Origin of the sequence: Psychrilyobacter atlanticus DSM 19335 (genome assembly GCF_000426625.1) — a bacterium.
GTDB lineage: Bacteria > Fusobacteriota > Fusobacteriia > Fusobacteriales > Fusobacteriaceae > Psychrilyobacter > Psychrilyobacter atlanticus.
The window spans coordinates 73451-86223 of sequence record NZ_KE384547.1; the positions used below are offsets into that span (position 1 = coordinate 73451).

Annotated in this window: 14 protein-coding genes; all 14 read right to left on the reverse strand. The window is 28.9% G+C overall.

What is annotated here, in order from left to right; genetic code table 11:
- Positions 1 to 21 precede the first annotated feature (21 nt).
- Positions 22 to 474: an RIO1 family regulatory kinase/ATPase domain-containing protein gene (locus tag K337_RS17385; RefSeq protein WP_051251546.1), complete on the reverse strand. Its 453-nt coding sequence runs from the start codon at positions 472 to 474 to the stop codon at positions 22 to 24.
- Between the two features lie 81 nt (positions 475 to 555).
- On the reverse strand, positions 556 to 1236 hold the full coding sequence (locus tag K337_RS0100710; protein WP_037029025.1) for a lipopolysaccharide core heptose(II) kinase RfaY: 681 nt from the start codon (positions 1234 to 1236) through the stop codon (positions 556 to 558).
- 60 nt (positions 1237 to 1296) lie between these two features.
- Entirely contained in the window at positions 1297 to 2322 is a 1026-nt protein-coding gene (gene waaF / locus K337_RS0100715; RefSeq protein ID WP_028854916.1) for a lipopolysaccharide heptosyltransferase II, read from the reverse strand.
- A 171-nt stretch (positions 2323 to 2493) separates the two neighbouring features.
- Positions 2494 to 3357 (reverse strand): glucose-1-phosphate thymidylyltransferase RfbA, encoded by an 864-nt coding sequence (gene rfbA, locus K337_RS0100720; RefSeq protein ID WP_028854917.1) that lies wholly within the window; start codon positions 3355 to 3357, stop codon positions 2494 to 2496.
- A gap of 8 nt (positions 3358 to 3365) precedes the next feature.
- Entirely contained in the window at positions 3366 to 4097 is a 732-nt protein-coding gene (locus K337_RS0100725) for a lipopolysaccharide core heptose(II) kinase RfaY (protein WP_037029026.1), read from the reverse strand.
- Positions 4098 to 4106: 9 nt separating this feature from the next.
- Complete coding sequence (locus tag K337_RS0100730; RefSeq protein WP_028854919.1) at positions 4107 to 5150, reverse strand: glycosyltransferase family 9 protein; 1044 nt, start codon at positions 5148 to 5150, stop codon at positions 4107 to 4109.
- A gap of 45 nt (positions 5151 to 5195) precedes the next feature.
- On the reverse strand, positions 5196 to 5615 hold the full coding sequence (locus K337_RS0100735) for a sugar 3,4-ketoisomerase (RefSeq protein WP_028854920.1): 420 nt from the start codon (positions 5613 to 5615) through the stop codon (positions 5196 to 5198).
- Positions 5616 to 5624: 9 nt separating this feature from the next.
- Positions 5625 to 6713 carry a DegT/DnrJ/EryC1/StrS family aminotransferase gene (locus K337_RS0100740; RefSeq protein WP_028854921.1) on the reverse strand — a complete coding sequence of 363 codons (1089 nt, stop codon included), beginning with the start codon at positions 6711 to 6713 and terminating at the stop codon, positions 5625 to 5627.
- Positions 6714 to 6727: 14 nt separating this feature from the next.
- Positions 6728 to 7738, reverse strand: a complete 1011-nt coding sequence (locus K337_RS0100745; RefSeq protein WP_084140752.1) for a glycosyltransferase — start codon at positions 7736 to 7738, stop codon at positions 6728 to 6730.
- 20 nt (positions 7739 to 7758) lie between these two features.
- Positions 7759 to 8409, reverse strand: a complete 651-nt coding sequence (locus K337_RS17390) for a hypothetical protein (protein WP_051251547.1) — start codon at positions 8407 to 8409, stop codon at positions 7759 to 7761.
- 20 nt (positions 8410 to 8429) lie between these two features.
- On the reverse strand, positions 8430 to 9506 hold the full coding sequence (locus K337_RS0100755) for a glycosyltransferase family 9 protein (protein WP_028854923.1): 1077 nt from the start codon (positions 9504 to 9506) through the stop codon (positions 8430 to 8432).
- A gap of 18 nt (positions 9507 to 9524) precedes the next feature.
- Positions 9525 to 10388 carry a glycosyltransferase gene (locus tag K337_RS0100760; protein ID WP_028854924.1) on the reverse strand — a complete coding sequence of 288 codons (864 nt, stop codon included), beginning with the start codon at positions 10386 to 10388 and terminating at the stop codon, positions 9525 to 9527.
- A 49-nt stretch (positions 10389 to 10437) separates the two neighbouring features.
- Entirely contained in the window at positions 10438 to 11571 is a 1134-nt protein-coding gene (locus K337_RS0100765) for an O-antigen ligase family protein (protein ID WP_028854925.1), read from the reverse strand.
- Complete coding sequence (locus tag K337_RS0100770) at positions 11568 to 12767, reverse strand: CDP-glycerol glycerophosphotransferase family protein (protein WP_028854926.1); 1200 nt, start codon at positions 12765 to 12767, stop codon at positions 11568 to 11570. The genes K337_RS0100765 and K337_RS0100770 overlap by 4 nt, the downstream gene beginning before the upstream one ends.
- Positions 12768 to 12773 lie beyond the last annotated feature (6 nt).

Consider the following 12773-nt stretch of genomic DNA (forward strand, 5'->3'; position numbering starts at 1 on the left):
CCAACTCCCCTTTTCAATATTTTATAATCTATCTTCTATATACCTTACCCACTCATCATTTCTTAAAGCTTTTTTTAACCTCTTATGGAGTTCTTCTTTTGTTTTCAACGTTATTACTCCTACCATATAATCTTCTAAATCGATAGCAAAAATTTCTCCATCTTTTATTAAAAAATTTCTCGGAGCAAAATCACTGTGATATATTTTATTTTTTAAAATTTTAATTATGAGATTTAAAAATTTTTCTATAACAACACTATCTTTGTTTTCGTCTAAATATTCAGATAAAAGAACTCCTTTAAGCTCCTCCATAACTACCTTATATTTAGAGTACTCAATTATTTTAGGAGTTTTTATTCCTATTTTATTAAGGGTTTTAGCTACAAGATCAAAATTTTCTCCAGGATATTTTCTTAACCTAAAAAAATACTTTAATTTTTCTTCAAATTTTGGATAAAACTCTTTTACATACATTTCTTTATTTCTATCATAATAAACTCTTCTAGTTTTATGATCTACTATTATCTTTATTTTTCTGCCTCCTAATTTTAATCTTTATTTTTTGCCCTTTATTTTTTTTCTTACTCTTCCCCACCAATGAAGTAATTCATTTAAACCTTTAGCTCCCCTATAATAAATATCATTTTTTTCATACTCTATCTCTCTGGGGCAACTCTCTTCCAAGTAGATATATTCATACCTTACTCCAAACTTTCCATATTTATTTTTTGAAAACTTTGAATCTATAATATAAACATGTTTGTTATCAATAATAAAATTAACCAGCTGGGAATCGCCGTGCAAATACCCCGACTGATGAATTTTATCTAGTTCATTTTTTATAGCCTCTAAATGTTTTATCGATCCTGTTTCCCCCGAAAGATATTCACATATAAAATAGGAATCCACTACAAATCCATATTTTCTTTTCTCAAAAGCTAAGATAGGTTTATACGTCTGCATTCCTGCCTTATATATCTTTTCTGCTTGTATATACTCACGATAAGATTCCGATCCCCTAAAAATAGACAGAACCCTTTGCCATTTCCGGCTATTTTTTTCCCTGGGAACTTTAAAGACTAATTTCTCTCCTTCAAAAGTAAATAAACTAACCTTACTCCTACTATCATCTTTAAACACCTTTTCTACCTTTAAGTTTTCTAAAATATCTAATATTTTTAAATACTTTTCCTCTCTATAATAAACAGTCACATCATTGCTTTTTTTTGTTTTCATCTGACCCTCTCTTGCCCTTTAGGCACTATCCCTTATCAAAAAACTTAGTAGTTCATCCTTCTAGATTTCTGTATTCTCTTGAAGAACTTCAACTACCCTTTCATATACGGTTTCCGGCTTAATTTCCAACATACACTTAAAATGTCCTTTAGGACATTTATCCCCTCCATGTAATCCGCAAGGTCGGCAGTCTAAATCATCATTTTCTAATACCTCTGAATTTATCGACCATGGAAAGAACCCTAATTCCTTAGTTGTTGCTCCAAAAATAGCTATTATATGTAACTTTTCAAAAGCTGAAGCTATATGGATAGGAGAGCTATCATTGGTAACTATTACATCACTTCTTCTACAAAGCTCCGCTACATCCAAAAGACTTGTTTTACCCATTAAGTTTATTATATTTTTGTCTGTATACATATTAAGCATAGACTCTTCATGCCCTCCAGTAAGGATAACTCTATACTCACTTTTTCTTGCTAATTTTTTTAGAAGTTCATTAAAGTATTCTAGTGGCCACCTCTTGGTAAACCATTTACTTCCAGGGGCAATTAAAATTATTTTTTTGGTGTCTAAATTATTCTTTTTCCAAATCTCATCTATCTTTTGTTTCTCTACCTGACTTGGATAGAGAGACAGTTTATCATCTGTGAAATCATCTAGTTCTACAAATGATAGTAATTTTTCTACCTCATGCTTAGATTTATCGTAGGGAATTTTTTTAGTCAATAAAAAACCACCACTGGCATTGTCATATCCAATCCTTGTAGGAGCACCAGTCAACCTGGCTAGGATAGAACTTCTCAAATATCTATGAGGGATTATTACCTCATCAAACCCCTTATAGTTAAGTCTTTTTCCCAATAGATAAAGCCCTTTAAATCCTCTATGAGCCCCTCTTTTGTCATAGGCTATTATCTCGTCTAAATCCGGATTATTTTTTAGTACACTGGCTCCTGCCGGGGTAGTTACAAAGGTTATACTGCATCCTTCATCTATATACTTAGCCTTTAATTTTTTTATTAGAGGAGTTGATAAAATTATATCTCCAATAAATGCCGTATGTATTATTAATATCTTTTTCAAATTAAAGCCTCCTCTATTGTTTTATTTTTGTTCGTATACATTATTGCTCTATATAATAACACATATTATACATAATAAAAAGAGTACATTGGACAAATACCGCTGTACTCTTTTCAAAAACTATCTTCTGTTAATCTTACCACTAATATTTAACGAGTTTTTAGCTCTTTTCTATTTCACCAAATCCATCAAATACTCACCATAATGTGTTTTAAGTAATGGCTGAGCTAACCTAATCAAATCATCTCTAGTAATCCATTTATTATTGTATGCAATTTCCTCAAGACAAGCTACAAATAAACCTTGATTATGTTGTACCGTCTTCACAAAGTTACTTGCTTCTAATAATGAATCATGAGTTCCTGTATCAAGCCATGCCATCCCACGACCAAGATTGATTACATTTAAAGTCCCCTCATCTAAATACATCTCATTTAGAGTGGTTATCTCTAATTCTCCCCTATGAGATGGTTTTACTGCCTTGGCTTTTTCAACCACTGTATTATCATAAAAATATAACCCTGGTATAGCAAATTTAGATCTAGGATTTGCAGGCTTTTCCTCCAATGAAATTGCTTCACCATTTTCATTAAATTCAACTACTCCAAATCTTTCAGGATCCTTTACCGGATAACCAAATATATAAGCTCCTTTTTTTACTTCTGCCGCTTCTTGTACCGCTGTAGAAAGTCCCATTCCGTAAAAAATATTATCTCCTAAAACTAATGCACAAGAATCATCTTCTATAAATTCTTCCCCAATTATAAAAGCTTCAGCAAGACCATTGGGATCTTTTTGCACTGCATATTCTAACTTCATTCCAAGATCTGATCCATCCCCTAATAACTCTTTAAATAAAGGGAGATCTCTAGGAGTCGATATAATCAAAACTTCCTTTATTCCTGCTAACATCAATACAGATAATGGGTAATATATCATAGGTTTATCATATATCGGATTTATTTGTTTACTTATTGCCTTTGTTATTGGATATAATCTTGTTCCTGATCCCCCTGCTAAAATAATTCCTTTCATTTTTCCCCCTATATTTTCCAACCCTTGTCTCTTTTCTTTTTTTTCCATTTTTTTATATTGGATACAAAGCCTAACCTCTTATATTTTTTTGTAAATACAGCTAAATAATACCAAAAATCTTTTTTATGCTCTGCATAGCTCTCAAAATCATCTATATTGTCGTGATCTAAAGTTATAAAGTCATATCTTTGTTTAAATGGTGTCCACGCTTTTTTTCCCTGAGTATCTATAATTTTCATCCCATCTTTTGTCCAGATAAAATTAGAAGGGTTAAAATCCCCATGATATACTCCTAACTCATGCATCTTTAATCCTAATTTTATCATTTCAGGAATGTTCTCTGTCCCATCTTTCCCTTCAGCGTATTCAAATACAATATATGATTCCTTTATCATGCCTTTGGTTCTTCGTACTACAACTAAAAGAGGTGCAACTAACTCTGTAAGTCCTCTATTTCTTAATTTCGTTATATTTTTTAATGTAGCCAAAGCTTCTCCCTCTTTAAACAGGGTCCCTGCTCTTCTTTGAGGTATTCTATATTCATTTCTAGGTGACTTCAAAACATAATATTTATTATTAAATTTTATTTTAGAAACATAATTTCTCTGACTTTCTTTAAAAACCTGTACTTCTTCTATTTTTTCTTCATCAGCTAGTTTTTTCCCCAAATCCAAAAGATTTTTCTGCTCATCTAAATAATAAATTTTCCATTCTTTGTAATTTTTTTTTAAAATTTCCATTTTTACCACCTATTTTCTTACATATTTACTTATCATCTCATCTATTATAGGTAAGACCCTTTCAGGAGTTATCAATTCATATTCCTCTTTAGAAGTCTTTGGAGTCTCAATGTTTGTCTCCCTAATAATATCATCTGGTTCTATCCCACGATGCCTGTCATTAGCATTGGACAGCCACTCTTTTTTTTCTGCCCTAGGTGAAAATATAGCAAAACTAGGAATATCAAGCCCTTGAGCTATATGTCTGGGTCCACCTTCATTCCCTAAAAACATATCGCAATTAGAAAGCAGCATAGCTAACTCTCTTATAGATTTGGTCTCTATATTGGAAAAGATATCTTCTCTGTTTTCTAATTCTCTGTGCATATTTTTTGCAAATTCCCTCTCTGCCGGCGAATAATAAAATATTCCCTGGGCATTATATTTATCCAATAGAGTCATTATTATTTCTTTCATATATTCAGGATTCCATATTTTTTCAGGTCTTCTGCTGTTTATAGCAAAAGCAAATACAGGTCTATCAAAATTTAAGCCAGCCTTTATCATTCTGTCTTTTAACTTGTTTTTTTCCTCATCCGTAACCACCACTCTATAAGTTGTATCATATTTTATATCTATTCCTGCCTCTTCCAATGGCTTTAGCATATGTAAAAATTTGTCTACCTTGTCACGAGATACCTTAGGCTCCCTTGTAGAATGTGTATAGGTATAACCTCTTTTAGGTTTCCATCTGCCTATACGGTATTCTGCTGATCTGCCAAAAAGAGTAAATAACTCCGATTTAGGAGTGGACATAATATCTATTATGATGTCATATTTTGCCCTGGTTACCTTCCATACTTTAGCTGCATATTTAAAAGGATTTTTTTGCTCTGCCTTAGTGATAGATATTACATTATCTATTGCAGGATGATTTAGAAACAATGGAGCTATATGCTCATAGACCACATAGTCTATCCTTGCATCTGGATATGTTTTTCGGAGTGACTCACAAATAGGAGTTGCCAATACCGAATCTCCTATTTGTTTAAATCTTACTATTAATATTTTCATCTGGTTTCCTCTCTTATAAAATAAATTTAATTAAAACAGAGTTTATTAATTATTATTTCCTTTATCTTTTATTTCTTTCAAATACTCATCATAATTTCTTATATATTCTCCACCATCATAATGTTCGCTGGATAATACTATTAATACAGCATCCTCTGAAAAATCATACATCTCTTTCCAAATCATTTTATCCATATACAAAGCTTTATGAGGTTGGTCTAAAGTTATTACCTCTTGGGTAATACCATCATCTATCTTCACTTTACAGCTTCCATTTACATTTATAAAAAAGAATTTAGAATTTCTATTTGCATGCTGACCCCTTATCGTTCCCTCTGTAGTTTTGTATATATAAAAAACTCTTTTTATATCAAAAGGTATCGTTTTATTCCCACCTTCAGCTACTACTAATTCTCCTCTGTCGTCTCCTAAATTTGGTAACTCCAAAACTTCTACGCCTTTCATTTTTGCCTCCTAATAGCTGTTAACAGCTTTTATTACATACTCAATTTCTTCATCTGTCATCCCAATATAAAGGGGTAAACTAATTATAGTTTCAGCATACTTTTCTGTGATTGGAAAATCACCTTTCTTGTACCCTAAATATTTATAAGCTTCTGATAAATGAGGTGGAATTGGATAGTGGATAACCGTCCCTATTTCCATTTCATTCATATATTTTTGAAAGTTCTCACGGTCTTCTACTTCTACCACAAATAAGTGCCATACATTGGTAGCTTTTTCTAGTAGCTTTGGAAGTTTTATCTTAGGATTATCTATAGAATCCAAATATTTATTAGCTATATCTTCCCTCTCATTTGTAAGTTCATCCAAATGAGAAAGTTTTACCCTTAAAAGTCCTGCCTGGATCTCATCTAATCTGGAATTGTAGCCGACAACTTCATTGTGATATCTTTTTTCACTCCCATAGTTTCTCAACGTCTTTAGTCTTTGAGCTATTTTTTCGTCACTAGTTGTTATTGCTCCTCCATCTCCAAAGCAGCCCAAATTTTTACTTGGATAAAAACTAAAACAACCAATCCCAAAACTTCCTGTTCTTTTACTATTAAAATTAGCCCCATGTGACTGGGCACAATCTTCAACTAAATACAGATCATATTTTTTACAAAGATCAACAATCTTATCCATATTTGATGCCTGACCATAAAGATGCGTCACTAAGATTGCCTTTGTTTTTGAATTTATTTTTTCTTCAATTCTATCTATATCCATATTATAATGCTGATCCGGTTCTATAAATACAGGGGTAGCACCATTCATGCTTATTCCCATTACAGATGCTATATAGGTATTTCCCTGAACCAATACCTCATCACCATCTCCTATCTCTAAAGCTCTAAATGTAAGCACTAAAGCGTTTAATCCATTGTCTACTCCTATGGCGTATTTACTTTCTGTATATTCTGCAAATTCTTTTTCAAACTCTGAAACTTCCTTTCCTAAAACATACCATCCACTCCTAAGAACTTCTATGGCTTTTTTTTCATATTCATCTTGATATTTAAAAAATTGTCTATCCAATACATTAAATGGTATTTTCATTTTATTCCTCCAAACTATAGATTTCCCCTTTTTTCATGTTTTTTTATCCAAAAAGGCAGCCAAACATTCATAACCAATGATTCCAGAGGTATATCCAAAATATCTTTTATTTTATATTCATTTTTTTTATTTTTTTCATCTTTATAACTCAAATCTCTATTAAATCCCGTATATTCATCTACAAATTTATTCCAATCTTTCCGGAAATAATAGAGTGTTGGATTTCTCCTGATATACCCTAATTTTAAACTATGCCAAGGTTTCATCCCACTAGTATAATGTATAAATTTTATATCTGAATTAATATATTTATAGGCATCATATTCATGAACCATAAAATTATAAGATCTATCCAATTGATAAAAGGATAAATTATACACTTTTATTAATAACCCCAATAATCCTTGATCTGCAAATACATTTTCAATGGAGTTTTTTTCTTCTAAATTATTAAATAAATTACAGTGTTTTTCAAAAATTTTATTTTCGTGACAATATCTATTATTGTAAATCATAAAACCTGTATTAGGAGATTCCATATTATAATCAGAGGTTTTTAATCCATATTCCTCATTTAAAAACTCTTTATCATTTAACATCTGACCTAACTCTAACTCATCTTTTATAGCTCCTACAAACTCTATATTTTTAGTTAAATTTTTTAAACCCATATTTTTTTTACATAGGATATCTGCATCAATAGTAATACTATAATTATATCCTTTTTCATATAAAATCTCAGGAATTCCTAAAACCCAAAAGACTTCTTCCGGCCATTTTTGACTTTTTTTGAATCTCCCTCTAAATTTAGGATCTAATATTTCAATATTTTCATCTAATAAAGTTTTTTTAACTCTTTCTCCTATCTTATCTATAGCATCTGATACTATAAATAGATCCACCTCTGGATTAGTAACTTTAAATGATTTTAATGCTACTATTGAAGGCTTTATATAATTTTCATCCGAAACACAATATACTGCTATTTTCATCTTAGCACCTCTTTTCTCCGGTATCTTTTCCATTTTAGAAAAGAACTCAACCTTTATAAACTAAGTTCTCTTTTAACAACTTCTAAGTTCTCGTCTATTATTTTTTTATATTCAACATATTCTTTTCTAATTTCATCACTAAACTCTTTATAAAAATTTTTTTTTAATTTTATAAAAACATACTCCTTAAACTTTTTTGTTAAAAATATTTTTTGTCTATATGCATCAAAGTCTATAAGAACTAACTGCCCATTTGAATCAACTAAAGCACCATCAGTATTGTAGTCAGTTGGATATATTCTATTTTTCAATATTAGTAGAAAATAATCAAAAAAAGTTTGAATTAACCCATCGTTATACCCATATTCTTCTAAGTGAACACCTGCTTTTTTAGTTACATACAGTGATTCTCTTTCAAAAAAAGAGGTCCTATTTACCAAAACTACTAATGGCTCTGCATGAGGAATCCCTATTTTTTTTAATTTTTCCGATATATCTTTATAATAAAGGGCTGGATCTCTTTTGAGACCAAAAGCCATATTTCTTTTTCTTCTTCCATAAGCCTTATATTTTTTTATATAATATATTTCTCCGTCTATTTCTTCCATATAAACATTCTTTTTGTCCCTATCATTTCTAATGCACTTCTTACCTTTTAATTTTTCTGAATTAAAGTAATCTATAAAATAACTTTCCTCAAACATCATAACCTTCTTTCTTTTATTTATCTAAACCTATTTTTTAATTTCGCCAAAACTTCTTCCACTTGACTTTTTTTAATACTATTTAATATTTCATTTCCATAAAAGCCATCTTTTATGGGATTTTCCCCATCCCCCATAATTATATGAACATTCTTTTCCCTATGTTCAAATCCAGATTCTATCCCAAAAAATACCATTATATCCTTACGAAAAGAATATGCAGCATGAAATAACCCAGAATCAAAACCGATGTATAATTTAGATTGAGCTATCTTTTCCATTCCTTCAACTAAAGAGATTTCATCGACTAAATTAATTATATTTTCTATTTTTAATTCCTTCACTATTTTTTCAGTATAATTTCTTTGTTTATTTCCAGTCCCTAAAAGATAAATTTTCTCTTTAGGATAACTGTTCTTTACTAGATTTAAAATCTCTATCATCTTTTCCGGTGGGAATACCTTGCTTTCATGGGAGGCTCCTACTCCTACGACAATCCCACTTTCACCTAAATTATAATATGTTTTAAAATCTGGTTTTATTTCTTCTAAGTCCACTTGAACTTCTATTGTATCATTTATCATCCTATATATAGGGTTTAAAATATATTTTTCATCTACTTTTACATAATCTTCTAACTTAATTAAATTTTTATAAGATAACTTCGACGTAAAAGTCTTGTCACTGATAAAATTTAAATCTATTACAGTTTTAAATCCTATTTCATCTATTTTTTTTATGGTTTTAATCCTGTCTTTAAACCCACGTCTATACCCTTTAGTTTTGGATATAACATTAAAATCCATTCTTTTTAAAATATCTTCCCATTTATCATTGGCAAAAATATAAACTTTGTCATTTCCATATTTTTTTCTAACAATTTCCATAGCTCCACTCTTTACAATCGTATCTCCCATGGCTTCAGTTGCAATTATCAAAACATTTTCACTGTTATCATAATTTTTATTTCTATATGATTTATACCAGATTTCAAATATAAAATTATTTAACTTACCTTTTATAAAACTACTTTTAAGCCACTTGGGTTTTAACTGCTTTAACTGTTTTAACTTTTCTTTCAATATTAAAAACGACATCCTAACTCCTTTTATAATCTAATTTAATTTTTCATATAAAATTTCCTCTTCACCTAAAGGAGTTTCCACTCCATATTCACATCTATAATTTTTTCTAGATATTTCTTTCTTTCTTTTTCTATAATACTCTTCATTAGCACTTACTTTTTTAGTTGGATCAAATGGGTGATACATATGTATCATATCTTCGCTAAATTTTATAGGTTGGGATTCTATGCCTGCTTTGAATAGCCTGTTTCCCAAGTCATCGTCTTCTTTTCCCCATCCTTCGTATTTTTCATCAAATCCATTTATTTTTAGAAAATCTTTTTTAGAAACTACAGAAAATAATCCTACTATTTTTGCACCTCTAGTTTTAAACTTTATTTTATGAAGAAAACTTCTAAACTTATCTTTTTTAAAAACTTTTTCTATATTTTCTAATTTTTCAACATCCGTTAACGCTGCAATAATAGAAGGATATTCATCATTTTTTTCTATTTTCTTTTGGATTTTAATCCTTTCTTCCTCATTCGACATGTATGCTTTAGCCATTAAAAATTTATTTTCTTCCAAATTATTTATTATTTCTTTTACAAAATTTTTACCAAAAATAATATCTTGATCTAAAAAAACTAACCAATCACCTTCAGAAACTCTAACACCGTTATTTCTACTTTTCGCCAATCTAAATCCTCTATCTTCTTGATAAACATGCTTTATTTTAAACTTACACTTAGGTATTAAATCTTCAATATAATCCTTCAATACTTCACTAGAACCATCATCTGCAAAGATTAGTTCCTTCACACCTATATTTTGTTTTAAAAGACAAAGAATTATATTTCTAGCATATTCTAACCTATTATATATAGTAACTATTAAACTTATTTCTTTTTTCATATTTCTCCTTATCATATCCTATTTTACGATATAGTTCTCTTATTTTCTGTCACATCACATTTGGTTTATACTCCCATTTTTTATATCCCAAAACTCCTAAACCAGCATACAAGAGCTGCTGAACTTGTGGATAATGAATTGGCGATTCAAAAAAACCATATATAATCATAGATAAAAAACTCATAAAAACAATTATATTATATTTATTTTCAACTTTAAGGTTATTTTTTAATATCAATCCCATTAATATTAAAAATCCGAATAAACCTAAAAATCCATTTTCACTTAGTATCTCAACATAGTCATTATGTGCATGATAAAAAATTTTACCTTTTTTATCTGTATATTTATATTGCTTTAGCCCTATTCCAAATTTATTTTCTTCCCAAATTTCAAAACCATATTTATACATATCAATTCTAGTGGCGTTACTGTAACTTTTTAAACTAGCAATACTTTTTACCCTCGACAAATATTTTTCATTCCCTTTTAAATTTAAAATTCCTATAGTTAAAATTCCTGATAAAACCAATAAAATAATTCCATTCTTTGATTTTTTTATTAAAATCAAAGCTACTATTATTCCTATTATTGCTAACCAACTAGACCGGCTCATTGTTATCATGAGTACGTATATTGATAAGCCCCCTATAGAAAATAGGTAGAATAATTCTATTTTTTTCTTCTTAAAAAATAATAGTGTAAACACTCCTGATATATATATACAAATCCACATTGTATATACCCAAAGTTTATACCCTCCTGAAATTCTAGGGAGATATCTTCCCTGTATATAACCTAGTTTTTCAGCTATTCCAAGGCCTAATAATCTAAGTAACCCAACGGATATTAAAATCAAAAAAAAGTTCTTTTCTTTTTCATCAAAACTATATTGGCCTAAAATAACTACTAACATCCACGCTCTCAAGGCTCTTTCAAATAATTTGATGACACCTAAAATATCAGCTGAAAAAAAAGCTCCTAATGTTATTCCCATAAAGAATAAAATTAAACCTGTTTCGTATCCAGTTTTTTTATATCCAGTTTTTTTCACTTTAACGATAAATAATATCAACAACAAATAATATATTATATTCAATATTTTAGCTTCACTCATCAAAAATGGCGCTAAAATATAAACTAATATTAAAGTATATTTTTTTAATTGCTTTTCTTCGTTCATTCATCCTCCGTTTTTAAAAAAATAATTAATTTTTTATATAATCTCTCACAATTATTTTGGCCTCTAAATTTAAAATACCTATTTAATCTCTGCTTATAGATTTTCTCGACTATAAAATCCGCTTCGATATAATTTTCTATTTTTTTTACAACCTCTTCCTCTTTTTCAGTTCTGAATCCAAATAAATCTTTTTTTATATCAATATATCCAGCTTTTTCCCTTGTTTTTAAAAAATTTTCACAATCAAATTGATAAAAGATTACAGGTTTATTTAAATAAGAAAAATCAAAAGCTACACTTGAGTAATCCGTTATCATTAATTTATTATTTTTTAATATGTCTTGAAAATTTGATTTCTTTTGCTCTAACACCTTTATATTCTCATTTTCAAATTTTTTAAATAAATTATTATATTGTTGAAAATTTTGGTGTAAATATAAATTTAATTCTACCTTATATAAACTTAATAACTCATTTAAACTCTTATTTTTCAACAAATTGCTTATTTGATAAAAAAAATCAGAATTTTTAAATTTTTTTTCATTGCAGTCTATCCCTTTTCTAAAAGTTGGCATTAATAATATCCCTTTATTCTTAAACTTATTATTTTTAACTAAGTTATCCATTCTTGGTAATCCTGTTAAAAATATCTCCTCTTCAGTATATTTAAGTTTATTAATGACTATTTCCTTTTCGAACTCTGAACTTACAACAAAACCATCTTTCAATTCAAATTTTAATTTATTATATTCTTTTTCAACATTTTTTATTGCTATTATTCCATGTTGCAACATTATTTTTTTAGCCCTAATAATTTTTTTAGTATGTTTTTTTAAAATTCCAAATTCTCTAGGGACCATCCATAAACCATGAGTAGATAAAATTAATTCTGCTTGAAACATATAGATTATGTGTTTTATACTCATATATTTTATTACATTTCCTAAGTTGTCTACTTTAAAATAATCTGGTGATGATTCCTTGATTAAAAAAAACACTTTTTTTTGAGGGTAATTTTCTCTTATATACTTAAAAAAATGATACCCATTATCTTGAGCTTGGTTTTCTGTCTCGCATATTAACCATATATCATCTTTTTTCTTTAAAAACAGGATATATATTATTTTTAGGAATTCAACATAGATTGTTACAGGTATAACTTTTAGTTTATTTTTTAGTTTATTTTTTATATCCATAAGCCC